The organism is Arthrobacter sp. ERGS1:01 (genome assembly GCF_001281315.1).
GTDB lineage: Bacteria > Actinomycetota > Actinomycetes > Actinomycetales > Micrococcaceae > Specibacter.
The window spans coordinates 258,166-284,705 of sequence record NZ_CP012479.1; the positions used below are offsets into that span (position 1 = coordinate 258,166).

At 65.2% G+C, this 26,540-nt stretch carries 22 protein-coding genes; 17 read left to right on the forward strand and 5 right to left on the reverse strand.

The window, feature by feature from the left end:
* Window positions 1-184: 184 nt before the first annotated feature.
* The 3 genes from AL755_RS05200 to AL755_RS05210 all read left to right on the forward strand — a co-directional run bounded on the left by AL755_RS05200 (window position 185) and on the right by AL755_RS05210 (window position 3,534).
* The gene (locus AL755_RS05200; RefSeq protein ID WP_054010096.1) at window positions 185-1,663 is read left to right on the forward strand and encodes a beta-N-acetylhexosaminidase; all 1,479 of its coding nucleotides are present in this window, start codon (window positions 185-187) and stop codon (window positions 1,661-1,663) included.
* A 125-nt stretch (window positions 1,664-1,788) separates the two neighbouring features.
* Window positions 1,789-2,643, forward strand: a complete 855-nt coding sequence (locus AL755_RS05205) for an SDR family oxidoreductase (RefSeq protein WP_054010097.1) — start codon at window positions 1,789-1,791, stop codon at window positions 2,641-2,643.
* Between the two features lie 51 nt (window positions 2,644-2,694).
* Complete coding sequence (locus tag AL755_RS05210) at window positions 2,695-3,534, forward strand: pullulanase X25 domain-containing protein (protein ID WP_337589570.1); 840 nt, start codon at window positions 2,695-2,697, stop codon at window positions 3,532-3,534.
* Here AL755_RS05210 and AL755_RS05215 read toward each other — a convergent pair.
* Window positions 3,531-4,931: a DMT family transporter gene (locus AL755_RS05215; protein ID WP_054010098.1), complete on the reverse strand. Its 1,401-nt coding sequence runs from the start codon at window positions 4,929-4,931 to the stop codon at window positions 3,531-3,533. The two genes, AL755_RS05210 and AL755_RS05215, sit on opposite strands and share 4 nt — an antisense overlap.
* 125 nt (window positions 4,932-5,056) lie before the next feature.
* Between AL755_RS05215 and AL755_RS05220 the strand changes: the two genes are divergently transcribed.
* From AL755_RS05220 to AL755_RS23175, 7 genes are all read left to right on the forward strand, one after another.
* On the forward strand, window positions 5,057-6,649 hold the full coding sequence (locus AL755_RS05220; RefSeq protein WP_054010099.1) for an ABC transporter substrate-binding protein: 1,593 nt from the start codon (window positions 5,057-5,059) through the stop codon (window positions 6,647-6,649).
* A gap of 2 nt (window positions 6,650-6,651) precedes the next feature.
* Window positions 6,652-7,611 (forward strand): ABC transporter permease, encoded by a 960-nt coding sequence (locus tag AL755_RS05225; RefSeq protein ID WP_054010100.1) that lies wholly within the window; start codon window positions 6,652-6,654, stop codon window positions 7,609-7,611.
* Window positions 7,608-8,510: an ABC transporter permease gene (locus AL755_RS05230; protein ID WP_082368929.1), complete on the forward strand. Its 903-nt coding sequence runs from the start codon at window positions 7,608-7,610 to the stop codon at window positions 8,508-8,510. The genes AL755_RS05225 and AL755_RS05230 overlap by 4 nt, the downstream gene beginning before the upstream one ends.
* A complete protein-coding gene (locus tag AL755_RS05235) occupies window positions 8,507-10,381 on the forward strand; it encodes an ABC transporter ATP-binding protein (protein WP_054010101.1) in 1,875 nt (624 codons plus the stop codon). Before AL755_RS05230 ends, AL755_RS05235 begins: the two co-directional genes overlap by 4 nt.
* A 57-nt stretch (window positions 10,382-10,438) precedes the next feature.
* Complete coding sequence (locus AL755_RS05240; protein ID WP_054010102.1) at window positions 10,439-12,466, forward strand: CocE/NonD family hydrolase; 2,028 nt, start codon at window positions 10,439-10,441, stop codon at window positions 12,464-12,466.
* 109 nt (window positions 12,467-12,575) lie between these two features.
* Complete coding sequence (locus tag AL755_RS05245; RefSeq protein WP_054010103.1) at window positions 12,576-13,136, forward strand: TetR/AcrR family transcriptional regulator; 561 nt, start codon at window positions 12,576-12,578, stop codon at window positions 13,134-13,136.
* 505 nt (window positions 13,137-13,641) lie between these two features.
* On the forward strand, window positions 13,642-15,240 hold the full coding sequence (locus tag AL755_RS23175; protein ID WP_150117046.1) for a hypothetical protein: 1,599 nt from the start codon (window positions 13,642-13,644) through the stop codon (window positions 15,238-15,240).
* Between the two features lie 160 nt (window positions 15,241-15,400).
* Here the strand turns inward: AL755_RS23175 and AL755_RS05255 are convergent, their stop codons facing one another.
* The 3 genes from AL755_RS05255 to AL755_RS05265 all read right to left on the reverse strand — a co-directional run bounded on the left by AL755_RS05255 (window position 15,401) and on the right by AL755_RS05265 (window position 17,228).
* Window positions 15,401-15,793: a hypothetical protein gene (locus AL755_RS05255; protein ID WP_054010105.1), complete on the reverse strand. Its 393-nt coding sequence runs from the start codon at window positions 15,791-15,793 to the stop codon at window positions 15,401-15,403.
* A 59-nt stretch (window positions 15,794-15,852) separates the two neighbouring features.
* Window positions 15,853-16,221, reverse strand: a complete 369-nt coding sequence (locus tag AL755_RS05260) for a hypothetical protein (protein ID WP_054010106.1) — start codon at window positions 16,219-16,221, stop codon at window positions 15,853-15,855.
* An 80-nt stretch (window positions 16,222-16,301) separates the two neighbouring features.
* On the reverse strand, window positions 16,302-17,228 hold the full coding sequence (locus tag AL755_RS05265; protein WP_054010107.1) for an NAD(P)/FAD-dependent oxidoreductase: 927 nt from the start codon (window positions 17,226-17,228) through the stop codon (window positions 16,302-16,304).
* 95 nt (window positions 17,229-17,323) lie between these two features.
* On the opposite strand from AL755_RS05265, the gene AL755_RS05270 reads away from it, so the two are divergent.
* Window positions 17,324-17,908: a helix-turn-helix domain-containing protein gene (locus AL755_RS05270; protein WP_054010108.1), complete on the forward strand. Its 585-nt coding sequence runs from the start codon at window positions 17,324-17,326 to the stop codon at window positions 17,906-17,908.
* 42 nt (window positions 17,909-17,950) lie between these two features.
* On the opposite strand, the gene AL755_RS05275 is transcribed toward AL755_RS05270, so the two are convergent.
* On the reverse strand, window positions 17,951-18,844 hold the full coding sequence (locus tag AL755_RS05275) for an aminoglycoside phosphotransferase family protein (RefSeq protein WP_054010109.1): 894 nt from the start codon (window positions 18,842-18,844) through the stop codon (window positions 17,951-17,953).
* Window positions 18,845-18,934: 90 nt separating this feature from the next.
* Here AL755_RS05275 and AL755_RS05280 point away from each other — a divergent pair, with 90 nt between their 5' ends.
* The 6 genes from AL755_RS05280 to AL755_RS05305 all read left to right on the forward strand — a co-directional run bounded on the left by AL755_RS05280 (window position 18,935) and on the right by AL755_RS05305 (window position 26,528).
* A complete protein-coding gene (locus AL755_RS05280; RefSeq protein WP_054010110.1) occupies window positions 18,935-19,606 on the forward strand; it encodes an alpha/beta fold hydrolase in 672 nt (223 codons plus the stop codon).
* A 272-nt stretch (window positions 19,607-19,878) separates the two neighbouring features.
* On the forward strand, window positions 19,879-20,907 hold the full coding sequence (gene moaA, locus AL755_RS05285) for a GTP 3',8-cyclase MoaA (protein WP_054010111.1): 1,029 nt from the start codon (window positions 19,879-19,881) through the stop codon (window positions 20,905-20,907).
* Window positions 20,908-21,090: 183 nt separating this feature from the next.
* Complete coding sequence (locus tag AL755_RS05290; protein WP_054012877.1) at window positions 21,091-22,626, forward strand: GntT/GntP/DsdX family permease; 1,536 nt, start codon at window positions 21,091-21,093, stop codon at window positions 22,624-22,626.
* Window positions 22,602-24,299 (forward strand): acyl-CoA dehydrogenase family protein, encoded by a 1,698-nt coding sequence (locus AL755_RS05295; protein ID WP_237762597.1) that lies wholly within the window; start codon window positions 22,602-22,604, stop codon window positions 24,297-24,299. The genes AL755_RS05290 and AL755_RS05295 overlap by 25 nt, the downstream gene beginning before the upstream one ends.
* A gap of 542 nt (window positions 24,300-24,841) precedes the next feature.
* Entirely contained in the window at window positions 24,842-25,045 is a 204-nt protein-coding gene (locus AL755_RS05300; protein WP_038467205.1) for a cold-shock protein, read from the forward strand.
* A gap of 172 nt (window positions 25,046-25,217) precedes the next feature.
* Complete coding sequence (locus AL755_RS05305) at window positions 25,218-26,528, forward strand: cell division protein PerM (protein ID WP_054010113.1); 1,311 nt, start codon at window positions 25,218-25,220, stop codon at window positions 26,526-26,528.
* Window positions 26,529-26,540: the final 12 nt, after the last annotated feature.

Genomic DNA, 26,540 nt, shown 5'->3' on the forward strand with positions numbered 1-26,540 from the left:
GAGCTACATTGATCGGGTGTTTGGCGTTGACAGTTCGGTCAAAGACGCGTGACATGCATAACAACGCCTAGCTTTTCAGTAAATACATCCGATGTCTAGGGGTAGGGTGGCTGATAGTTTTGAAGGTAGGCTTCGGCTCGCCGCCGACCGAATCCTTGACCCGCCGAAAGGGTGGACCGCCTACATGCCCAGCCCCGATTCAACGTCCCGACCCCAACTTGCCCGCGGGCCCGTGGTGGTCCCATCCCTGCAGCGGTGGACCCCGCGGGACGGTGCCACGCACCTGGGCGACGGGTTCGTCGTTGAGCATTCAGCGGAACTGGCGGAGCTGGCCGCAACCTTGGTGGCCGACGTGGCGGAGGTGGCCGGGCTCGCGGGAAGCACCTCGGGTGCCGGCGTCGGAGGCTTGATTGTGCTGGCCCTAGATCCGGAACTGGAATTCCCCACGGACAACGCCGCAGCACTTGTGGAGGGCTATGTGCTGGAGGTCGACGGCGTCGTGCGGATCACGGCCCGAACGGCCACCGGCGTCTACTGGGGAACGCGCAGCCTGCTGCAAATGCTGGCGGCGTCGACGTCGCTGCCGGGCGGGACGGCGGTTGACTGGCCCAACTATCCGGTGCGGGGTTTCATGCTGGACGTGGGACGGCGCTTTTCCAGTCCCGAGGCCGTGCGGGACTACATTCGCGTCCTGAGCTGGTTCAAACTCAACACGTTCATGATCCATCTCAACGACAATGAGATCACCAAGGACACCAAGCGGCCCTGGGTCATGGCCCAGCAGGCGTTCAGGCTCGCCTCGGACGCCCCGTGGCTGGCCGGGCTGGCCGCGGAGGACGGTTCCTATGATCGCGCGGACTGGGATTCCTTTGAGGACCTGGCGGCCCGGCGGCATGTGCAGCTGGTGCCCGAAATCGACGCGCCGGCGCACTCGCGATCATTCATTCGCTGGCGTCCGGAGCTGGGCCTCAACGGCGGTGACTCAGACATGCTGGACCTGGCCAAGCCGGAGTCCACCGAGATGATCAAGGCAGTATTCGACGAATTTGTGCCGTGGTTCCGTGGACCGGCCGTGCACTTTGGCGCCGACGAATACGCGCGCGGGCATTCGGAGGAGTACCGGACCTTCTTCAATGCCATCGGCACCCACCTGCGCGCGCAGGGCAAGGATCCCATCGCCTGGGGCAGCCTGAGCGCGATGTCCGACGGCGCGGGCGCACCCGGGCCGGAGGGCTACAACCGCGACGTGGTGATGTGTGCCTGGAACAAGGGCTGGTACAGCGGCCGGGCGGCCGTGGCGGACGGGTTCAAGGTCATCAACACCGACGACGACCTCCTCTACATTGTGCCGTTCGCCGACTACTACCACGGCCAGGGCTTGGACGCCCGGGCCTTGTTTGAAGCGTGGGAGCCGCATGTCTTTGGCGATGGATTCGATCTGGATCCGGGGCATCCGCAATTGCTGGGTGCCGCGTCGGCCGTGTGGAACGACCTGGTGCTGTTGGCCTACAACGAGCGCGCCGTCTACGACCTGGTGATGCCCGCGTTCGGGGTACTCGCCCAGAAGGTGTGGGTGGGCGCTGTTGACGGCCTCGGCTACGAGGAATTCATTGCGGGAAACGGACTCGTGGCCGGGTGGCCCGGGCGGGAACTGCTGGGGTGACCAGCTGGAAGAGGTGGTGGGCCGATCCTCGAACGATCATTTCGAAGTTTCACCGAGGCATGACCATGAGCTGCCACAATTACAGTGGTAACGCCGAAGAGCAAGCGATGCAGTGAAGGGCCCCAATGGAACCACGCACGATCGTCATCACCGGAGCCAGCAGCGGAATCGGTGAAGCCGCTGCCCGGACACTGGCACAGACGGGCGACACGATCGTCGTCGTCGGGCGTTCGGAACAGCGGACCCGGGCAGTGGCCGAAGACATAGGCGCGGACTACTTCCTGGCCGACTTCACGCGGCTCGATGAGGTCCGTGAATTGGCACTTGCGCTTCGCATAAAGTATCCGCGCATCGACGTTTTGGCGAACAATGCCGGCGGTATCATGGGCCGCCGCGAGCTGACACCGGACGGTTTTGAAAAGACCCTGCAGGTCAACCATCTGGCCCCGTTCCTGCTCACCCGGCTGCTGCACGATGTACTCGTTGCCAGCCAGGCGCGCATCATCAACACCTCCAGCGTGGCCCACAGGCTCTTCGGCCGCCTCGACATCGACGACCTCGACGCCGCCGGGAAATACTCCGCAAACCGGGCCTACGGCAATGCCAAACTCGCCAACATCCTGTTCACCAAGGAACTCCACCGCCGCTTCGCCGGCACGGGACTGACGACGGCGGCGTTCCACCCGGGCGGGGTCGCCACCAACTTCTCCGCCGGCTCCACGAGCTTCATGCGCTTCGCCTATGGCAGCTCCGGGGCGCGCTCCTACATGCTGACGCCGGCCCAAGGCGCCCAGACCCTGGTGTGGCTGGCCATCGGCGAACCAGGGTTGGATTGGGAGTCGGGCGGCTACTTTGCCAAGCGGAAACCCGCCCGCGCGAGCCGCCAGGCAAACGATGTGGAACTGGCCCGTGAACTTTGGCTGCGCAGCGAGCAAATGCTTGCACATTGGTTGCCGGATCCGTCATCTACTGGGGAGTAGGCCGACATCCTGCCAGAGTAGCTGTATACCCGATTCTCTAGGAGGACCACCGTGAGCGTTCGAGACAACACCAATCGCCGCATCAAAGAAGTTCTGGACATCATGGCCGCCGGTTCGTTGGCCGCCGAACTGCCCAACGGCGGAGCTGTCCTGGCCGAGGCAGTGGCGCGTGTCCCCTTCACGAAGGAGGAATCGGAACTGCTCAGCGGCGGGATCCCGCGCGGACACAAGAACCTGACCAAGGCCACGGCCGATCTGGTCAAGGCCGGCTGGATGACCAAGGGCCGCAGCGGCTGGGACATCACCGAGACCGGGTTGAAGGCCACCGTTGCATTCCCCACGGTTGACGCGCTGACCGCGGCACTGACGGACGGCACCGCAGTTCCGGCCGGCACCGCCCTGCCGGAAAAGGCCGTCGCAAAGCCCGCTGCGAAGAAGGCTCCGGCCAAGGCTGCCGCCAAGACCGCAACGAAGCCCGCCACCAAGGCGGCAACTCCGGCCAAGAAGGCCCCGGCCAAGCCGGCCGCCAAGAAGACCGTCACCAAGGCAGCTGCCCCGGCAGCCGGCGTCGAGCATAAGGATCAACCCGCGTCCGTGGCGCTGGCCGGCGATTTCGGTGCAGTCCTGGGTGCCGTGGAGAACTGGGATCCCAGCCACGACGCCGTTCAGATGCGCCTCGACGCGCACTCCGGCAAATGGCTTTTGACGACCGACCTGCCCGCCGGGACCTACAGCTACAAGGCTGTCGTCAACGGTTCCTGGGACGAGAACTACGGTGCGTTTGGCCAGCCCGACGGCGCCAACCACGAGTTTGAGCACGCCGGTGGCGCAGTTACTTTCCACTACGACCACGCCACCAAGGACGTGCTGCGGGCCGAAACCCTGGGCTAACCGAACGCCATCGTGGCGGAAATTTCGGCGAGGACCGGTGCCAGGCCATCTGCAATGGCCTGGGCCGTCCTCAAGTGTTCGTGGGTGTAGCTGCCGGGGGAGTCCATCAAGTTCAGGCACCCCAGGAAGTGGCCATTTTGGTCGATGACGGCATTGATGCCGGCTCCCAATCGCAGCGCCGCGAGCGTGTCGTGGTGCTCGAAGGCATCGGTCTGCAATTCTGCCGGTGATTCGGCAATGAACGATTCCAGCCGGACCACGCATTGCTGGGTCCAGTCCTCGCCCAATTCCGCCGAGATCCCGCCAAGCCGGTAAATCTCCGGAAGTGAAGTGTAGACCCGCACCAGGTCCGCTGTGGCCGGGCGCCACAGCGAGATGGTGGCCAGGCGGGCGCCAACCTGTTCCACGGCTTTGGCCACGGCGTCGCTCAAGGCATTCGCCTGCTCTTCCCGAATGGCCAGATCGATGACGTCTTCAACAACGGGCGGGGTGGTCATGACTTCTTCTTCCTTGTCGGGATGGTGGGGGACGTTTTGTGCCCGGCTCAAGAGCAGGACCCCGCCCAGTGCAATGCAGCCTCCAATCACCGATGCGGCGGTGGGCATCTGGCCCAGCAGCATCCAGCCCAGGAGCAGGGAGAAGACGGGGACGGCGAACAGCAGTGAGCCGCCCTCGGCCACGCTGGTTCCCGAAAGGGTCAGGTTCCACAACGAGTAGGCGAGCACGGTGCTGCACACCACCAAAACCACAAGGGCGGTGACCGTCCGGGCGTTCCACAGTTCCAATTGGACGTCGAACTTTGCGACCGGAAGCGTCGAGATGCCGCCAATCAAGCACCCCCAGAAGACCATTTCAACCGGTGGGATGCGGGCCAGGAGGGGTTGCTGCCAAATCAGGAAGACGGCCAGGATGAGCGCCGCGGCCAGGATGACCAGGGCATTCCAATCGAAACCCAGGTCGCCGGGCCCAAAGACTGTAATGATCGCGACCCCGGCCGTGGCGATCCCCATGCCGAGGACGCCGCGCCGCGAGGTCCTTTCGCCCAGCACCAGATAACCGAGTACGAACGCGAACACCGGTGACGTGTTCAGAAGCAAGCTCACCGTCCCGGCAGGAACCGTGGTTTGTCCCAGATTCAACAGTGTGCCGTAAGCGCCGTAACCAAGGATCGAAATGCCGGCAATGCGCAGGACGTCGGGCTTTCGCAGCAGGAATCTTCTTTTACGAACGGCGAAATAGACGCCGATGATGGCGGCGGCCAGCAGGAAACGGATGGGCGTCAGGTCCAACGGGCTCATGACCTTAAGGACTTCACTGGTGGCCACGTAGGTGGGCGCGGAGGTCAGCACCATCAGCACGTCGGGCCGCCGCAGCCACGCAAGTCTCACGGACGCCATTCCCACCTGCTCCCAATTCGTTATGAGGATTCCGTCCGAAACTATTGCGTTCCCGACTAATTTATTTGTACAGTACAGCAAATAGATCGTCCAGTGTAGTACTCGTCACATGGAAGGCCCGTTACATGGAACACTTGAACACCGCCGCAGAAAAAGGCATATTCTCCCGGCGCAGCGTCCTGGCCGCATCCGGCCTCGCCGTCGTATCGGCCGCCTTCCTCACCGCCTGCGGCCCCGGCGGTTCAGCACTTCCGCAGGCATCCTCGGGCGGCTCGGGAGCCCTCGCCAAAGCCGGCGGAACGCTGCGGATTGCCCGCCCGCCGGCGTCCCAGGCCGAAACCCTGGATCCCGCCAGCTCACTGTCCGCTTATGAGTACCTGGGCGCCCTCTACAACCGCCTGGTGCGCCTGGACGAGAAGGGCGTGGTCCAGCCGGACCTGGCCGAATCCTGGGAAACATCGAAGGATGCCCTCACCTGGACCTTCCACCTGCGCAAGGGTGTGCAATGGCATGACGGCAAACCCCTGACTGCCACGGATGTTGTCTACACCTTCGCGCACATGCTTGACCCGGAAACCAAGAGCCCGCAGGCAGGTGTCCTTTCCCCGTTCATCACCGCAAAGTCCGCTACCGCGAAAGATGCCCAGACGGTGGTGGTCGCCCTGACCTCCCCGAACGCAGAGTTCGCCAGCCTCATGACCGGCTACAACTGCTACGTCATCCCCGCCGGTTCCGCCGCAACCATCGGCTCCACGGGGATCGGCACCGGTCCGTTCAAGCTCGCATCCTTCACTCCCGCCGGCCCCGGAAAGATCGTCCGCAATGACGGGTACTTTGGCGACAAGCCCAAGCTGGACACGATCGAGTTCTCCTCCATCCCCGACACACAGGCCCGCGTCAACGCCCTCCTGGCCGGCCAGATCGACCTGATCTCGCAGACCAACCTGGACTACGCAACCTCGCAAACCGTGTTGGCCTCGAGCATCGCGACCGTCAGCAACGTCAAGAACGCCCAGTGGTACACCGTGCCCATGCTGAACACGTCCCCCGAATTCAAGGATCGAAACGTCCGGCTCGCCCTGGCCCACGCCTACAACCCGAAGGACGTCATGCAGCTGGCGGTGCACGGCAATGGCACGGTCGCCCGCAACAATCCCGTGCCGCCCACCGAGGCCTACTACCTGGATTACGGACTGGACTATGACCCCGATCTGTCCAAGTCGCTGCTGAAGAAGGCCGGCCACGACTCCCTGTCCCTTGACATCTGGACCTCCACCTACGATTCCGTGCTCACCCCGTTGGCCCTGGCCATGAAGGGCAGCGTCGCGGGCTCCGGTTTCAACCTGAACGTCAAGACATCCGCGGCCGATTCGTATTACACGGATGTCTGGATGAAAAAGCCGCTCATGACCAGCTACTGGTACACGGGCCGGCCCATCGACCAGCTGCTGAACCAGATCTTCCGTTCGGGCTCCTCTTACAACGAAAACGCCTACGCCAACCCCGCCTTCGACAAGATCCTTGACCAGGCTCGTGCCACGGTGGATGACGCCAAGCGCAAGACCCTGTACCAGGACGCCCAAAAGTTCCTGATTGACGACGGCGGATCCCTGACGCCGTTCTTTGCCGACCGTTTGGTCGGCCTGAGCAAGAAGGTTGCCGGCTACAAGGAATACGGCTTTGAGTTCGACTACATCAACATCGGACTGGCCGGATAAGCATGCTTACACGCTTTGTACTTCCGCGCCTTGGCTGGGCTGTTGTCACCATTTTGCTGGCGACCATCCTGGTGTTTGGGGCCATGCAGGCCCTGCCGGGGGATGCGGCAACCCAGATCTTGGGCCAAAACGCCACCCCTGATGCCGTGGCAACCCTGCGCCGGCAACTTGGGCTTGACCAACCTCCGCTGGAACGCTTCATCTCCTGGCTGGGACATGCACTGACCGGCAACTTCGGCACATCCCTCGTCAGCGGCCAGCCCGTGGGTTCAGAAGTGGGACGGGCACTACTCAATACCTCCTTCCTTGCCGGAATCACCATTGTGGTGGGCTTCACCCTTGCCTTGGTGACGGGCCTGGTGGCGGGCCTGTGCCGGGACCGCTGGCCGGACTCGCTCATCTCAACCCTGGCCCTCGTGGGCATGAGCATCCCCGAATTCATTGTGGCTACGCTCCTGGTCCTGGCTTTTTCCATCACCATCCCGATCTTCCCCGCGGTGGTGGTGGCCGGCCAAAATGCCACGATTGCCGAACTGCTGCCGTCGATGACCCTGCCCTCGCTGTCCCTGATGTTCGTGGCCTCCGCCTACATCGTGCGTATGATGCGCACCTCGGTCATTGATGTCATGGAAACCGACTACGTACACACGGCCCGGCTGAAGGGGATTTCAATGCCCCGCCTTGTCCTCAAGCATGTGGTGCCCAGCGCCATTCTCCCCACCTTGAATGTCGTGGCCATGAACGTCGCCTGGCTGATCGGCGGCGTCGTGGTGGTCGAGAGCATCTTCAACTATCCGGGCATGGGATCACTCATGATCCGTTCGGTCCAAAGCCGGGACCTGCCGACCATCCTGCTCATCACCGTGATCGGCGCCCTGACATTTGTGGTCTGCAACCTGTTGGCAGACCTGGCTGCAACGCTCCTCAACCCCCGCCTCCGGCACCCAAGGAACGCGAAATGACCTCACCCACGATTGTCGTCGAAAACATCCAAACCTCCCGCGGGTTCCTGCCAGGCCTGGGGCAGGTGGTCCGATCCATCCTGCGTTCGAAGTCCGCCACCCTTGGTTTTGCCCTGGTGATCCTGCAAATCCTGCTGGCGGTCCTTGCACCCTTGATCGCGCCGGGAAACCCCACGGAAAACAACCCGGCGGCCGTGCTTCAGCTCCCCGGCGGGCCGTACCCGCTGGGCACCGACACGCTGGGCCGGGATATTCTCTCCAGGACCCTTTATGGCGGGCAGTATGCGCTTACCGTCAGCTTCATCGCCACCACCCTGGCCGTGGTGCTGGGAACAGTTATCGCAGGACTTGCGGCGTTCTACGGGGGCTGGATTGACCAGGTCATCACCCGCCTGCTCGACTCCGTCCTTGCCGTCCCGGCAATCCTCGCGATGCTGGTCCTTGTAACAGTCTTCGGCTCCGGGCCCGAAGTCATTGTGTTGGCCGTGGTGGTGGTCTATACCGGCGGGGTCACCCGAGTGGTGCGAGCCGCCGCCATGGACATCATGCCCAAGGACTACATTGTCGCCGCCAGGGCCCGCGGTGAAGGCGTCTTCTACATCCTCAGCCGCGAAGTGTTCCCCAACATCCTGGACGTGGTGCTGGTGGAGTTCGCCATGCGCGCCTCCTGGGTGGTGCTCCTCGTCAGCTCACTGTCATTCCTCGGCTTCGGCGCAAACCCGCCAACTCCCGACTGGGGTCTCATGGTCGCGGAAAACCGCAGCCTGATGGCCGTCGTACCCCTGGCAACCCTTGCCCCGATCGTCTTCCTGGCGACGCTCATCGTGGGTTTGAACCTAGCCGCCGACGGGCTCGCCAAGAGCCTTGGAGTGGACCGCATGAAGGAGATTTTGGGATGAGCACCGCTACACAGGAAACTCTTGCCATCGACGTGCGGGACCTCGACATTGCGTACATGTCGGGGAAACGCCGCGTCGACGTTCTCTCCGGCATCAACGTGAAACTGGCCAACGGCGAGGTCCTGGGCCTGGTGGGCGAATCCGGCTCCGGCAAATCCACCATGGCAGGGGTGCTCCTCGCCTCCCTGCGGACGTCGTCGTTTGTGAACAGCGGAACCGTGCACCTGGCCGGCGTCGACGTATTCAAGCTCCGCGGAAAGGACCTGCGTGAATTCCGGGCCTCGCACGTTGCCCTGGTGCCACAAAATGCCGGGGCCGCGCTAACGCCCACCATGCGGATCGGCGAACAGCTGGCCGAAGGTTTCCGGCTGGACGCCGCATCAAGCGCAAGCCGCGAATCGAAGCGGGCCCGGGCCATCGAACTGCTCGACCTGGTCAGGCTGCCCAATGCCGCAGCAGCTTTGGACAAGTACCCGCACCAGTTCTCCGGAGGGCAGCAGCAGCGCATTGGAATTGCCATGGCACTTGCCGCGCGCCCGAAACTGCTGGTTCTCGACGAGCCGACGACAGGCCTGGACGTGGTGACCCAGGCAGCCATTCTTGACACGCTGAACCGGCTGCACGAGGAACTGGGCATGGCCATGGTCCTGGTCAGCCACGACCTGGGCGTCATCGACAAAATGTGCAGCCAGGTTGCCGTGCTCCGTCGCGGCAAGGTCGTCGAATTCGGGAGCACCCGTTCCGTCCTGAAGAACCCCACTCACCCCTACACGAAGGGCCTGCTGGCCAGTGTTCCGCGCGTCACTGTCCCCGGCATCCCGCCAAGCCTGGACGACGCCGCGATCGACGCCTTCGACAATGGTGGGGACATGCCTGTCGTGGACACCGAACTCTTCCAACGTGTTGCCCCGCAAGGGACCGCGCCGGTCCTTTCCATTCGAGGCCTGAGCGTCGACTACAACCGCAAACCCAAGCCGGGAAGCGCGCCCACCGTCTTAGACGTCGACCTCGACGTGCACGCGGGGGAGATCGTGGCCCTGGTGGGCGAGTCCGGGTCTGGAAAATCAACGATCGCCAACGTGGTGGCCGGGCTGCAGAAACGCCAGACGGGTGAACTCACCCTTGACGGCACCACGGAATTGGCCCCGACCGTTGCGCACCGCGCCAAAGGGGTGCGCCGGGCGATCCAAATCATCTTCCAAAACGCTGACACCTCCCTCAACCCGCGACGCAGCGTCCGCGACGCCGTCACCCGCCCGCTGCGACTGTTCAACGTCAAGGGCCTCTCCGCCGAAGAGGCGTTGGCGGAAGTGGGCCTGCCCGGCAACTTTGGCCAGCGCCTGCCCGGGCAACTCTCCGGAGGCCAGCGGCAGCGGGTTGGCATTGCCAGGGCCGTCTCGGCCGGCCCCACCCTGGTGCTCGCGGATGAGATTGTTTCGGCATTGGACGTGTCCGTGCAGTCCTCGATCCTGCGCCTGATGGACAGGCTGTCACGGGAGAACAACATTGGCTTCCTGTTCATCACCCACGACCTTGCCGTCGTGCGAAGCGTTGCCGACCGGGTCGTAGTGCTGTACCTGGGGCGAATCGTCGAGGAGGGGTCGGTGGCCGAGATCTTCGGCAACGTCTCCCACCCGTACACGAAACTCCTGATGAATTCGGTGATCGAGGTCGGAGATGACCACGCGGCCGCCCCGGCCCCCGGGCAGGACGAGGTTCCTGCGGGCCCTCCGGCGCAGGGCTGCCCCTTCGCCAGCCGATGCCCGCTGGTCATGGACATTTGCCGGACGACACGGCCCCCTGCCGTGGAATTGAGCGGCACCCACAGCATCCGCTGCCATGCGCCGTTGGAAGAACTCTCACACGCCTAATATGGGCCCGCTTGAACCACCCTCAATAACCGCCAGCCAGCTGATTGGACGCACTGAATGAAGATCACCACCGAGTTTCCCCGGACCGTCACGGTCATGGAAAACGTGTTCATCCCCATGAGCGACGGTGCCATGCTGGCGGCAACCATCTGGCTCCCGGAAGACGCCGTCGACCGCCCGGTGCCGGTGCTGCTGGAGTACCTTCCCTACCGACGCGGTGACTGGACGGCCCCCCGTGACGCTCAACGCCACCCGTGGTACGCCGGGCACGGTTACGCCTCGGTGCGGGTCGACATGCGGGGATCCGGGGATTCAGACGGTTTCATGGCGGACGAGTATCACCTCCAAGAACAAGAAGACGGCCTTGAGGTCATCGCCTGGCTCGCCAGCCGGCCGTGGTCCACGGGGAAGGTGGGAATGTTTGGCATCTCCTGGGGCGGCTTCAACGGCCTGCAAATTGCAGCCCGGCGCCCGGAGGCGCTGAAGGCCATCGTCACCGTGTGTTCCACGGACGACAGGTACGCCGACGACGTCCACTACTACGGGGGCGCGCTTCTTGGCATCGATATGGCCGCCTGGGCCGGGACCATGTTTGCCTTCCAGACCCGCCCGCCCGTGCCGTGGCGAGTGGGCGAGAAGTGGGAGGCAATGTGGAACGAACGGCTCGCGGGCCTGCAGCCCTTCAGTGAAATCTGGATGTCCCACCAGGAACGGGACGACTACTGGCAGCATGGTTCCGTCTGCGAGGACTACTCGGACATCCAGGCGGCAGTCTTGGCCGTCGGAGGATGGGCCGACCCGTACCGAAACGCCGTCCTGCGGCTTGTGGAGAACCTCGACGCCCCGGCCAAGGGAATCATCGGCCCGTGGTCGCACCAATATCCGGACATTGAGCGGACCCCGGGGCCAAACATCGGCTTCCTGCAGGAGACGTTGCGATGGTGGGACCACTGGCTCAAGGACGAAGACACCGGCGTGATGGATGAACCTGCATTGCGCCTCTATCACCAAGAGTCGGTCCGCCCGGCGACCAAATACCAGGTGCGCCACGGAGCCTGGGTTGGCTTGCCGTCCTGGCCGGCCCCCCAGATTTCCCCCGTTTCCTACAATTTTGCGCGGGACCTGCGCACCCTCGCGGCGGGCCCCGGCGGGCTCGTCACCGTCGACACGCCGCAGCATGTTGGTGTCGACGCGGGCCGGTGGTTCCCCTTCGGCAACGACTCGGACCTGCCGCCGGACCAAAGGGGCGAGGACGGCCGGTCGGTCGTGTTCGACTCCGCGGTCCGCACCGACGACCTGAACATGCTGGGCTTCCCGAGGCTGAACCTGCGGGTATCGGCCACCACGCCCCGCGCCAACATCATGGCACGGCTCACCGATGTGGCACCCGACGGCTCCTCCACGCTAATCACCCGTGGGGCACTAAACCTGGCCAAGCGTGACGGCATGGACAGGGCCGACGATGTTGTCCCCGGTACTTGGATGGACGTGTCCCTTGAAATGACGTCGATCTCATGGACCATTCCCGCGGGCCACAAGCTTCGCGTTGCACTGTCCACCACATACTGGCCCTGGCTCTGGCCACACGGCGAACGCGGAGCCATTACCTTGGACCCTGCCGGTTGCGATCTCCACCTGGGCCACCTGGCGCCGTCGGCCTTTACCGGACCGCAACCCGTCTTCGCCGAACCCGAACAGGCCGCACCCCTGGCCGTTGTGGCGAAGCCGACGCCGGAGACAATGCCGGAACGTGAAGTTCGTTATGAACCCGACACGGAAACCTGGGTACTGACGGTGGACCCGAAATACGGCGGTTACCGGGTCTACCCGGACGGCATGACGTATGGTGAGCAGGCGGTGGAAAAGTACACCATTTCCCGCAACGACCCTCTGTCAGCGATGGCGGAGTCCAGCTGGATTATTGAGATGGAACGCGGTGACTGGAAGGTTCGCAGTGAAACCGAATCGCGCATTACCTCGACGGCCACACATTTCCGGCTCTTTAACAAAGTAAAGACATACTTGAACGGGAACGTTCATTTTGAAAAGACTTTCGAAAAAGAGATTAAGCGAACGTCGGTTTAGGCTTATGAGGGGAGATGACGCCGTGACGGATACCAAGCAGGCTGGCCGGCCGCGAGCCAAATCGGAGGTTGAACGGCAACGGCACCCAACGGAGGTCCGGCGTCGGCTGGTGATTGAATCCGCCCGGGACCTGATCGCGGACAAAGGGCTCTTCAACGTCCAAATCCGCGACATTTCAAGAGCCTGCGGGGTCTCCCCGGGGACCATTACCTACCATTTCCGCAGCCTTGAAGAAGTTTTGTGGGAAGTGGTCAAGGCTGAAACCGCAGAGTTCTACATTCCCCTGCGTGAGGCTGCGGCCAGCAGCAAACACGATAAATCGACCCAGCTGTTCGGCTTCCTGAGCGGGCTGTTCCGACCGGACGCCGACACTCGACGGCACTGGATGATCTGGCTTGATTTCTGGTCCGCCGCTGCGAGGGAGGACTCCTACGGTGAATGGATGAACAGCCACTATGAAGCCTGGTGGGACGCGCTGACCGGGATCATCGAACAGGGTGTGGCCGACGGAGAATTCACCTGCGATGATCCGCGGAATTTTGCCGTTTCCACAAGTTCGGTAGTGGATGGCCTGGCCATCCAATGCTATTCAAGGAAGGCCCGCATCTCGGTAGCCGAAGCGCAGGAACACCTTCTTCGGCATGTCCGTGGAGGATTGGGTCTGGACTAAAGCAACTGCCCTTCCCCACCTCCTGCGTGATGGCGGACCCAGGCAGGTTGGCGAACCACCGCATCAAGGCGCACAACACTCGTTGTGCGCCTTTTTCGTGCCCCGCAACGCGCCAAGCGCTCGGGGTGGTGGCGTGCAAAAGCGAGTGGTGGCCGCTGCCGCGGCGCATGCGAGTGGTTAAAAGTAGAGTGTTGGCCACTCTAGAGCGGGCCCGTGTGCCAAACATAGCCTTCAATTGCCGATCCTGGTCTCAAAGGGGGATATGTGCTGCTGCTCTGCCGGAAATGGCCGATCCTGCGCCATCTTGCCCACCCGCGCGCACTGCGCAAGCCCGGGCCCAACGATGTTGACGACCGGGGCGAAAGCCCTTGCCGCCAACCTCGTCGTCCGGGTTCATCCACGGGATCGGTGTCCTTTCGAAGAAAAAGTGTCGGGGTCCCCGCGCGAGTTCCTGGAACTCCGCCGGCCCGGGCACGGAAGGACCCAATCAATGAAGTGGGGAAGAATGTCACGAACACTACGCCCGGCACATCGCCGGCTCCGGACTAGCGGGCCGGGATCAACGACCGCCGCCAAAGTACTCTCGGCAACCGCGGCGATTGCCCTCGGCTTTGCCGGACTGGCAGCCCTGATAGCCGTGCCGGCATCGGCCGCTCCGGGCGCCACCAAAGTCACCATCTGCCACGCGGATGCCAACGTCAAGAAGCCCTACGGGCCCGGCCCGATCACGGTCGATTCGAATAGTTTCAAAAAGAACGGCGGCGGCCCCGCCGGCCACGCAACGCACACGGGACCGGTCTTTGCACCATCCATGACCAGTGGGTGGGGCGACATCATCCCGCCGAACCCTGATCTCCCCGCCGGCCTGAATTGGACGGCTGCCGGCCAGGCCATCTACAACAACGGTTGCTCCGTGCCCAACAACAGCGCGGTACTTGGCTTGCCCACGGTTGGGCAGGCATCCTGTGCGCCCGACGGATCATTGATTCCGGCCAAGCTCACCCTGCCGGCAACCACGGCGTCCGTCAGCTACACCCAGAGCACCCAGGCCGTGGAAGGCACGACCATTGTCATTACTGCTTTCCCCGCCGCCTTCACAACGCTGCTCCCCAGCGGTGCGTGGAAGGTTCAGGCGGACGGCACGGCAACGCTCACGGTGACTTTCTCGGCGGCCCCGAGCTGCCAGACCCCGGCGATCCCGGTGGCCCCCACGGCGCCGGCAATCGTGCAGGCCGGCTGCAACACCGACGGCACGGTCACGACTCCAACCTTGACGTTGCCCGCCACCACCGGGGAAATCTCCTACAGCCAGAGCCAGGCGGCCGCGATTGGTGCAACGGTAGTCATCACTGCCACGCCGGCCAAGGGCTTTGCGCTGACGGCCGCGAGCGGGTGGGAGTTGCAGGACAATGGGACAGCGATCTACGCGGCCCAGTTTGCGGCAGTCGATTGCCCGACCACCAAACCAAGTGCGACGCCGACCGCTGAGCCGACGGTCGACCCGACAGTCTCGGCGACGCCGACCGCTGAGCCGACAACCTCGGCAACTCCGTCCACGACGCCAACCGCAACGACGGCGCCGTCGGAAACGCCGTCGGCTGAGCCGACAACCTCGGCAACTCCGTCCACGACGCCGACGGTTGATCCGACAGCCACCGATACCCCGTCCCCGACGGCGGCCACAACTCCGAGCGCTGACCCGACGGTCTCGGCAACCATCGCAGTGCCGAGCGAAACCCCTGAACCGACGGTTGACGCCACTGCGACAGCCACGGCGACGACGTCGGAGACCACCCCGGCCACCACCTCGGCGCCGAGCGAAACCCCCGTGCCTACAACTGGCACGCCGTCGACGACACCGTCGCCGACCGAGCTGGGCACCGAAGTGACTACAACGACGGCACCGGCCACCACCCCGGCGGACACCCGTTTGCCGATTGCGCTGGCCGGCTCGACCGCGGCCGCAACAACCCCTGCTGCCGCGTTGCTTCCTCTGGCGTCAACGGGGAACACCACAGGATGGATGATCCCCGGCGCAGCCCTGCTGCTTGCTGTTGGCGGAGTTGTCCTTTGGCGGGTGCGTCGACCGGCGGCCAGGCACTAACCAGGCACGAAACTGAGGACCCGGCGCTATCCAGCCGGAACCGATGGTTTGACCGGATTTGGCGGGGTGGACGCTCGTCGCTTTGATGGGTAATCAAGGCGGCCGGCGGTCACCCCGCTTTTCCGTGCCGGGACCGCCGTCGGCCTGGGGGAAGCAGGGTTTACCCGAGCGGCAGCAGCCACTCGACAATCACGTAGATCACGGCGGCGATCGACAGCACCCACGTGATGACGGCGGGAATCCAGAACCGGCGGAGGCGCTTCATGACGGCCAGGCCCAGCAGGACCGGGGCGGCGACCATGCACACCACAAACACCATGCCCAGGATGCCGGCCACCACAGAGGACGCCGACGTGCCGCTGCCGTCACTTCCCGAGATCAGGATGTAGGACAGCAGGGCAAGCAACACCGCGGGGTACGCCAGCAGCAGCCACCCCAGCAGCGTGATGCCAAGGGCCCACAGCACCGAGCGCTGCGGCTTCGTGGGTGCGGCGATCGTCGTCACCGAGAGGGCCAGACGTTGGGACGGGATTTCGCGGTGGGGCCTGGTCATGCCTTATTTCTAGCAGGCAAAGCTATGCGGACGCTGAAAGTTCCTTGGGAGCGCCGGGGTCAGGATGCGGCGGAACTGAGCCAGCGGAACACGATGTACAAGATCACGCACACCGTGGGAATGCCGGTCCACAGGGCTGCCCGCCACATGCCGCGCTCCCGGTGGATCACGGCCTGCCCCAGCAAATGCGGGGCGGCAATCATGCAAAACAGCAGGGCCGCGCCCAGGAAGATCAGCGCCACCTTGCCCACGGTGGCCAGGCCGGCGTTCGGATTGGTGACTTCGGCAAAAATCAGCAACGCCATCGCAATGATGGGAATGATGACAACCAGCCAGCCCACCAACGTCACGGTGGAACCCACGGCCTGTGAACGCTGCGGCAGGAGCCGGTCAGGCTGACGGGGCGGCTGGTTCTTGTGATCAGTCATGTTCCATTTCTACCAGTTCCGCCCCACTTTGCTCATGCCGCCGGGTGGAGGCGGCGCTGCCGGTCCCTGCGGGTTCGGGGCTACGCGGAGTGTGCGGCCACCGCCTCGGCGACCTCCTCCACCATGAGGTCCATGTTGATGGCGACGGCGGCCGCGGCGCCTCCCTGCGCGGCGGCCAGCACCGTGGCCTTCATGTCCTTGACATTGCCGGCCGCCCATACGCCGGGAACAGCGGTCAGGCCCACATCGTCGGACTCGATCGTCTCGCCAAACGGGGTGGTCGTCGGGACGAGGCCGAGCCCGGTGAGGAACGCCGCCCGGGCCACCGCGCGCGGCTGGGTGGTCAGCGCCTGGATGGCGTGCGTGGTGCCGTCGTCGAGCTCCACGCCGCTGACGGCCTCGTCGGTGCTCACCACCCGGCGCACTGTGCCCGGCACCACCCGGATGCCCCGGGCCGCAAGCTGGACAAGTTCGACGTCGGCAGTCTGGGGAGCGTCGTTCAGGAACAGCGTGATGTTGTCCGACCACTGGCGGAACAACAATGCCTGGTGCGCCGCAAATGAACCATTGCCGATCACGCCAATGGCGCGGTCCCGGATTTCCCAGCCGTGACAGTAGGGGCAGTGCGCCAGGTCCTTGCCCCACCGCTCGGCGAGCCCGGGAATGTCGGGGAGCACGTCCGTCAGACCGGTTGTGACGAGGACGCGGCGCGCCTTGAAGGCGGTGCCGTCTTCGAGGACCACTCGGAAGCCGTTGTCGGTGCGTTCGGCGCCGGCAACTATTCCGTCTTCGATCCGCACGTCGTAGGGGGCCAGGTCCGCCCGGCCCAGGCGGGTCAACTCGAGGGGAGCCACGCCGTCGCGCGTGAGGAAACCGTGGACGCCGTCGGCGGGTGCGTTGCGCGGCCGGCCGTCGTCGATTATCGTCACGGATCGCCGGGAACGGCCCAAAAGAAGTGCCGCGCTGAGTCCTGCCGCGCCGCCGCCAACGATGATTACGTCTTGCATGATGCCTACCTTCAGAGTCTGTTGCTGGTACTTCCATGGTCCGCACCCAGGGGGCAGGGTGGCAAAGTTTGTTGCCAAAGTGGCAAACTTGGGGCATGAGCGATGACACCGAACAAGTACTTTCCGGCGTGGGCCCGCGGCTGAAGGCACTGCGACTGCAGCGGAACATGACGCTGGCCGGGTTGGCCGCGGCCACGGGAATTTCCGTCAGCACCTTGTCGCGGCTGGAATCCGGCCAGCGCCGCCCCAACCTGGAGTTGCTGCTGCCGCTGGCTCGAAGCTACGCAGTGCCGCTGGATGAATTGGTGGGTGCGCCGGCCACGGGGGATCCGCGCGTGCACCTGCGCCCGGTGAGACGGAACGGGCAGACCATTGTGCCGTTGAGCCGCGGCGGGTCCGGCGGGCTCCAAGCCTTCAAGCACCTGCTTCCCGGCGGGGACAAGCTGCCCAGCCCCGAGCCGAAGGTCCACGAGGGTTATGAGTGGATGTATGTCCTGCGGGGGCAACTGCGCGTGGTGCTGGGGGAGCGCGACTTTGTGCTCAAGCAGGGCGAGGCGGCAGAGTTCGACACCCGCACGCCGCACTGGTTTGGCCGGGCCACCCCGGAAAGCGTGGAGTTCCTGACGCTCTTTGGCCCCCAGGGCGAGCGCATGCACGTCCGGGCCGCCCCCGCGAAGTAGGGCGCCGCGGAGCAGCTCAGCCGCGGCGCAGCAGAGCTCGGCTCAGCCGAGCTCTGCCAGCACCTGTTCGATCTGGTATTTCGACACGGCCGCCAGTGCCGGGTTGGAATCAACGTAATACGGGTAGGCAACCAGGCCGATGGACAGGGCCCAGCCGCGCCCGCGTTCCCAGTCCCCGTCCGCCACGTCGAGGTTGTCCCGGAACGCCCGCCGACCTGCGTGGTCCAACAGGTTCCACGCGACGATCAAGTCCACGGCGGGGTCGCCAATGGACAGGCCGCCCCAGTCGATCACGCCCGACAACGTGCCGCGGTCCACCAATAGGTTTCCCGGCTGCAGGTCCGTGTGGATCCAAGTGGCCGGCCCGGTGCCCGGCGGAGCTGCGAGCGCGATGTCCCAGGCGCGGGTGAGCCGGCCGGTATCAAAGTCGCCGCGGCATCGGGCAATGGCGGCACGGGTTTCAAGATCACGTGCTGCGAGCGGTCCGCCCCGATAGGACTGCAGGTCCCGGGTTGGTGCGGGCGGCACAATGCTGTGCAATGCCTTGACAAACCCGGCCAGCCGAACAGGCATGGCATCCGGGGCATGCCCGGGAAGGGGATTGCGGCCCGGAATCCACCGCGAGACCGTCCACGTGAAGGGGTAGGCCCCGGTGGGCACCCCCGTGGCGACGATGGTTGGAATGGCCGCCGGCAACAGGGGAGCCAGCATGGGCGGGTACGCAAGTTCCTTTGCCAGGGTCCTGGCGGCCGACGGCGTCCGGGGCAGCCGCACCGCATAGTGGCCGCCCAGGTTGAACATCACATTGTCCGTGCCGGCCGGATACAGGGGCTCAAGCGGACAACCCGACCACTGCGGAAATTGCCGGGCAAGCATGTGCGCCACGGCGTCCGTCTCGATGTCCACCTCGTCGAGGTGCAGCTTTTCGATCAGCATGGTTCCACCGTACCGCGGGCCATCGGCACCGGAACGGCGTGTTTGGTACGTTGGGGATAACTTCAACGTGGAGGTGGCGCGGTGGCAACAATGGTTTTGGTGCACGGATTGTGGTCGGACGGATCCAGCTGGTCGAGGGTCATCACCGAGCTGCGTGCCCTGGGTCATGACCCCGTGGCCGCGCAACTGTCCCTGGACACGTTCGACGACGACGTTGCCTCCGTACGCAGAACCCTCGCCACAGTTGCCGGGCCGGTTTTGTTGGCAGGGTGGTCCTATGGCGGGGCCGTGATCGGTGAGGCGGCCCGGGGCATTGAATCGGTAGAGGCGCTGGCCTACGTGGCCGCGTTTGCTCCTGCCGAGGGTGAAAGCGTCAGCGGTTTGTCCCGGCGGCACCCCGGCAGCCTGATTCCGGCCCATGTGGTGGTTGCCGATGACCATACCTATATAGACAGGGCCCATTTTGGCGACGTCATGGGCTTCGATGGTTCCGGCGAGGAGTTTGCCGTTGCCGCGGCCGTGCAAAGAATGGTGCGAATCGGCCTGGACCGGGTCAACGTGGCGCGGCCGGCCTGGCTGGATCTGCCGTCGCACTACCTGCTGACCACCTTGGACCGAGCGGTTCCGCCGGCCTTGCAGCGCGAGATGGCGGAGCGGATGGGCGCAACCGTGACGGAGATTGACGCCGGCCATGCCCCGCTGCTATCACGGCCGCAAGAGGTGGCCGCCTTCCTGGACGGAGCCTGCGCCGGTCTGGGCTAGGTGCGGGCCGTGCGACTTTGCTTATGCGCACGGCAAGGGGGCGGGTTTGGCGCAGCCTCCCGAGTGGCGCAAAACCCACCGCCGGTTGGGCGCATAAGCAACTGAACGCGAGCTTATGCGCAGCACCCACCGCCGGTTGGGCGCATAAGTAACCGGCGCGTGCAGAAACCCCGGCGGAACCGCCGGCCGGGCAGCCAACCCTCGACGCCGTCGTCGTCCACGCATAGGCTGAAGGGAAGAGACCCGCCCGGGCTCGCGTAAGAAGGCTGACCATGGTTGCCCGCACCGTGACCGATACCCTCCAACGGCCGCTGCGTGACCTGCGCATTTCGGTCACCGACCGGTGCAACTTCCGCTGCGTGTACTGCATGCCCAAGGAGGTATTCGGCCGCGACTTCGCGTTCATGCCCAAGAATCAGCTGCTCAGCTTTGAAGAAATCACCAGGCTGGCGCGCATCGCCATGGCCCACGGCGTACGCAAGATCCGGCTGACAGGTGGGGAACCGCTGCTCCGCAAGGACATTGAGGAGCTGGTTCGATCGCTTGCCGCCCTCCGCACCCCCGACGGTCAGCCGCCGGACCTGGCCATGACCACCAACGGCACGGCGCTGGCGCAGAAGGCCGCCGCGCTCAAGGACGCCGGCCTGGACCGGGTAACGGTGTCGCTGGACTCGCTCGACGACGGCGTGTTCCAGTCCATGAACGACGTCGCCTATCCCGTGGCGAAGGTGCTGCACGCGATTGACGCCGCCGCCGACGCCGGGCTGGGACCCGTCAAGGTAAACATGGTGGTCAAGCGGGGCCTGAACGACCACGACGTGGTGGCGATGGCACGCCATTTCCGGGGCACGGGGCACATTGTGCGGTTCATCGAATACATGGATGTGGGGGAGTCGAACGGCTGGAAGATGGACCAGGTGGTGCCCTCCGCCGAGGTGGTGGCCGGCATCAACGCGGTGTTTCCCCTGGAGCCGGTGGCGGCCAACTATGGCGGCGAAACCTCGCAGCGGTGGAAGTACAAGGACGGTGCCGGGGAGATCGGCGTGATTTCCAGCGTCACCCAGGCGTTTTGCTCCGGCTGTACCCGGGCCCGGCTGTCCGCCGACGGCAAGCTGTTCACCTGTCTTTTCGCCACGGCCGGCCACGACCTGCGGGCCTTGCTGCGCGGGGGCGCCACGGACGCCGAAGTGGAGGATGCGCTCGCCGCCCTCTGGGGTGCCCGCTCGGACCGCTACTCCGAGCTGCGCGGCGCCAACACCCGGGCCGTGCACAAGGTGGAGATGAGCTACATCGGCGGCTGAGACCCGGCTGAGGCCCTGGCCCGGAGACTGGGACCCCGGAGCCTGGCCGGGGAGGGTGGCCAAGGCGGCGGCACGGGTCTAGGGTGGCGATTGAACGATCCTTGCACGTCGGGACGGGTGGCGCGGCCCATGCGGCCGGGCGGAAACGAGGGAACCGTGGGCACCTTGAGCGCAGGCGCCGTCATGGCGATAGCGGCGGCGGCAGACCCGTCCCACGAACCCTGGACGGGCCACGACACCCGGGTCCTCATCATGGCGGCCATCGGAATCGCCATCGTGGTGCTCCTGATCGTGTTCGCCAAAATGCATGCCTTCCTGGCCCTGACCATTGGCTCATTGTTCGTGGGCATCGCTTCAGGGATCTCACTGGATAAGGTGACGGCCTCCTACGAGACGGGCGTGGGCGGCGTCCTTGGCTACGTGGGCATCCTGATCGCACTGGGCGCCATGCTGGGGAAGCTGCTGGCCGATTCCGGCGGTGCAGACAAGGTGGTGGAGACGCTGCTCCGCGGCAAACCGGCCACCCTGCCCTGGAAGATGGCGCTGATCGCGGGCATCATCGGCATCCCGATGTTCTTCGAAATCGGCCTGGTCCTGCTGATCCCTGTGGTCATGCTGGCCGTGCGGCGCACCAACGGTCCCGCCATGCGGCTGGGCATCCCGGCGCTGGCCGGGCTGTCCGTGCTGCACGGCTTCATCCCGCCCCATCCCGGTCCGCTCGCCGCCATCGGCATCCTGCACGCCAACGTGGGCATCACCCTGGGCCTCGGCCTGATCGTCGCGATCCCCACGGTCATCGTGGCCGGGCCACTGTTTGGAATCCTGGCAGCCCGCATGGTGCCCATCGGTGCCGCCGGAGCCGCGCTCGCCGTCACGGGAGGTTCGACGGCGGCCGCCCCGGCGTCCCTGGGCGGCGGCAAAACAGGTACCCGGGAGAGCACCGGCACCGGGCGGCACGGACTGCCCGTGGAACCCGACTCGGGCGGCGTCAACAATCCACGCGAAAACCACGGCGAAGTCCACGGGCGGGCGCAGGACCCAGACGCAACCAGGACGCCGTCGTTCGGCATCACCCTGGTGACGCTGCTGTCCCCGCTGGTGCTGATGCTCATCAAGGCGGCGGCCGATGTATGGATGGCCAAGGGCAACCCGATCCACCCGCTGCTGGATTTCATCGGCGACCCGGTGGTGGCCCTGACGGTCGCCGTCCTGCTGGCCATGGTCACGTTCGGCACCGGCGTGGGCTTCTCGGCGGACGTGCTGACCAGGAAGATCGGCCAAAGCCTGTTGCCGATTGTCGGCGTAATGCTCATTGTGGGCGCCGGCGGCGGCTTCAAACAGGTCCTGGTGGACGGCGGCACCGGGACCGCCATCGCCAAGATCGCCGTCGCGGCCAGCCTCTCCACCCTGCTGCTGGGCTGGATCGTGGCGGTACTGATCCGCCTCGCCACCGGCTCGGCCACCGTTGCCACCGTGACGGCGGCCGGCATCATCGCCCCGCTCGCGAGCGGACTGAGCCCCACTCACCTGGCCCTGGTGGTGCTGGCGGTCGGCGCGGGATCGCTGTTCTTCTCCCACGTCAACGACGCCGGATTCTGGCTGGTCAAGGAATACTTTGGCCTGACCGTGGGGCAGACCATCAAGACCTGGTCCGTCATGGAAACCATCATCTCCGTCATGGGCCTGCTGCTGACGTGGCTGCTGTTCTCGATCCTGTGACCGCCAACGACGCCGGACCCGGCCCCGCCGGCTATCCCACGCACCAGGTGCTGAACCAGCCGCCGCCGCGCGTGGACGTCAACGAATTCACGGCCAACCAGGTGCTGGGCGACTACGTCCAAAGCGTCGGCGAGGCCGGCACACACTACGCCGAGGCGCTGGCGGACGTGGGCGCCGCGGTCGGCTCGGCACAGTTCCAGGAGGACGCCCGGTTGGCCCACAAGAACCCGCCGGTCCTCCACACCCACAGCAAGTACGGCTACCGGATCGACGAGGTGGAGTACCACCCGTCCTACCACCGGATCCTGGGGCAGGCGGTGGCGGCCGGTGCGCACACTTCGGCCTGGGCCCAGCCAGGTCCCGGGGCCAACGCCCGCCGGGCCGCGGCATTCATGCTCTTTGCCCAGGTGGAACCCGGCCACGCCTGCCCGGTCTCCATGACCCACGCCGCCGTTGAAACCGTCAAGGGCAATCAGGCGATGGCGGAGCACTGGCTGCCGCGGCTGTATTCGCGCAGTTACCGCCCGGAGCTGGCCGCCGGCAAGCCGGGTGCCCTGTTTGGCATGGCCATGACGGAAAAACAGGGCGGCTCCGATGTGCGGGCCAACACCACCCGTGCCGTGGCGGACGGCGGGCACTTCCTGCTGACCGGCCACAAGTGGTTTTGTTCGGCGCCCATGTCCGACGCCTTCCTGGTGCTGGCCCAGGACGACGCCGGCGTGGGCTGTTTCCTGGTGCCTCGGGTGCTTCCCGGCAGCTCACACGGTATGGCGAACGAGCGGAATCCGTTCCTAATCCAACGGCTCAAGGACAAGGCGGGCAACCGCTCCAACGCCTCCGCCGAGGTGGAATTCGCCAACACGCTTGGCTGGCGGATCGGGGAGCCCGGACGCGGAGTCAGGGCCATCATGGGCATGGTGGGCCAGACCCGGCTCGATTGCGTGCTGGGGACCACCGCGGGCATGCGCCAATCCGTCGCCGAGGCCCTTTGGCATGCCCGGCACCGGCGCGCATTCGGGGCCCGGCTCGTGGACCAGCCACTCATGACCAACGTGCTGGCAGACTTGGCCCTGGAGGCAGAGGCCGCCACCGCCGTCAGCATGCGCCTGGCGCGCGCCTTTGACGACGACGCCGGCCCCGCCGAAAGTGCCTTCCGCCGCCTGGCAACCGCCGTCACGAAGTATTGGGTCTGCAAGCGCGGACCCAACCATGCCTACGAGGCCATGGAGTGCCTGGGCGGCAACGGCTACATTGAGGATTTCCCGCTGGCCATGCGGTACCGGGAACAGCCGGTGCTGGCGATCTGGGAAGGTACGGGCAACGTTATAGCGCTGGACGTGCTCCGGGCCATGGCCACCGAGCCGGAATCGGTGGACGCCTTCTTCGCCGAGCTGCGCCTGGCCGCGGGGGAGTACGACCTCTTCGACAACTTTGGCGCCCGGCTGAAGGAACTGCTGGCACCCGTCCGCCAGGCGCCCGAGGACTACGCCGCCCAGGCGCGGACCGTGGTGGAAAAGATGGCGTTGGCCCTGCAGGCGTCCCTGTTGATCCGCTTCGCCCCGGCGGCGGTGGCCGACGCGTTCGTGGTCTCCCGGCTGGGACCGGACCGCTCGTTCAACTATGGCAACCTGCCGGCGTCGAGCGACTTTGCCGGGATCCTGGCGCGGGCGTGACCGGTGCACATTAGGCGGGCCTGCTCCGCTCTACTCAGGGTGAGAGTTGATGCTGAGGGAAAGCAAACAGCTGACGATCGGTTTCATGCTCCGGTATCCGAGCTTGGGGCGCACCTGGCTGAACCGGTCTGGGTGGCAATGAGGTCATGTTTGAACAGCACTTCAATTAACCGCGGACCATCGACGGCTCCGTCGGCGCCGATCCCTCCACGGATCCTTAATGCCTCCTGAATGTTGCGTGAATGCGACACGGCCATTGAGCGACGCGTCACGCCGCCGCCCCCGCAAAACCGCCAAATGTAGTTGTTTTATTTCGGCAGAATCACGGCCCGCGCCAAAAGAGTGACGCACCTCTCAAAAATTACTGGCGCAAACCCATTAGGTATGTATACTGGACGTAGTTGTAGTGTTGCGTTTTTTGTAGTTGAAGCGACGACTTCCTTCGGGACGACGTCGCTTTTCTGGAGAAGCGGACTTACACCGTATAAACAGGAGGCCCGAAGGTCGGGCGGAATCTCCAACTTCAGAAGGAAATAGAAACAATGGCAACAGGTACCGTCAAGTGGTTCAACGCTGAAAAGGGCTTCGGCTTCATCTCCCCCGATGACCAGTCCCAGGACGTGTTCGCACACTACTCCGCGATCAACTCCTCCGGCTACCGCTCCCTCGAAGAGAACCAGAAGGTCTCTTTCGATGTTGAGCAGGGTCCGAAGGGTCCTCAGGCAGTAAACATCCAGGCCATCTAATTTCTAAAGAAACCGTGCGGGCAACCGCGCACATTCTTTAGTCCTTTAGGGCTGGAGCGGGCAGGGTTCGGGTTTCCGGGCCCTGTTCGTCGTTAACAACAGTTTTCCGCACGGCCCCGGTTGCGCCGCTCTTGCGGCCCTGTGCCCCTTCCATATGGCACCATGGAAGACAATGAATACCAAAGCGGCCCGGGGCCAACGAGACGGGCTTCCGATGCCCTTGGGGCTGCAGGGCGCCATCGAAGCAGCCCAAGTCTTCGTCATATCCGCACTCGTTGTCGTGGTGCCGCTGGCCGCCGTCTGGCTCTCCGGCGGCTTCGCCGAGAAGGACGCCGCCGCCATCGCCCGCCTGGCGGGACAATTCTGGCTGGTCATGCACGGTGTCCCGCTGCACCTGAGCATCACCACCGGCCCCAGCTCGGCCTCGGTGCAGACAGGCGTTTTCAGCCTGCTGCCGCTGGGACTGGTGCTGATTCCATTTTTCCTGTCCTGGCGTGCCGGCCGCCGGCTGGCCCGGGCCTCCTACACGGATCAGCTCTGGCAGCCGCTCCTGGGCGCGATAGTGGTCTACGCGGCCGCGGGCCTGGGGACCGGCTTTGTCTGCAGCATCCCCGGCGTCGAGGCCTCCCTGCTGGCCAGCATGCTCATCCCGATACTGCCCGCCGGGCTTGGCATGATCATTGGTGCCCGGCTCGAGGCCGGTTCCTGGGGTCGCCTCATCGGTGTCAACGCGGCCGACTGGATTGCCAAGACCAGCCAGGACCAGCGCTGGGCCGGCTCCTATGTGTGGACAGTGGTCCGCTCCGGCTTTGTGGCGGGAATCTCCGCCCTGTCCCTCTCTGCGCTCCTGCTGGCCGTGACCATTGCGGCCCGGTGGACGGACATCATCAGCGTGTACCAGGGCCTGCGGGCCGGCGCTGTGGGCGGTGCCGCACTGACCCTGGGCCAGCTGGGCTTCATGCCAAACCTTGCCGCCTGGACGCTTGCCTGGTCCAGCGGCGCCGGTTTCTCCCTGGGCGTGGGCTCCACCGTGTCCCCGCTCGGCACCGAGGTGGCCCCCGTGCCTCCCATCCCGCTGCTCGCCGCACTGCCCGCCGGCACCCTTAGCTGGGGTGCGGCCGCCATGGTGATCCCCATCGTGGGCGGGCTCCTGGCCGGCTGGTGGTTTGTGCGCGCCGGCGAAAACCACTTTGACGAGTGGCTGTCGCTGAAGGTTCGACGCCGGTGGCTGTCCCTGCCCTTCTCCACCTTGTTCCTGGGCCTGGCCATCGGTGCGGTGTCCGCCGTCCTGGCCGGCATCCTCTTCTGGCTTTCGAGCGGCTCGATCGGGCTGGGCAGGCTGACCGAGATCGGCCCGGACCCCGTCACCGCGGCACTGTGGCTGGGTGCGGAAGTGGGGATCGGCGTCGTCGTTGGATCCCTGGCGGGCCCATGGCTTGAGCAGGACCGCGCGGCCGCCCCGCTGGCACGACGCGGCGAATAGGGTACCGCGCCG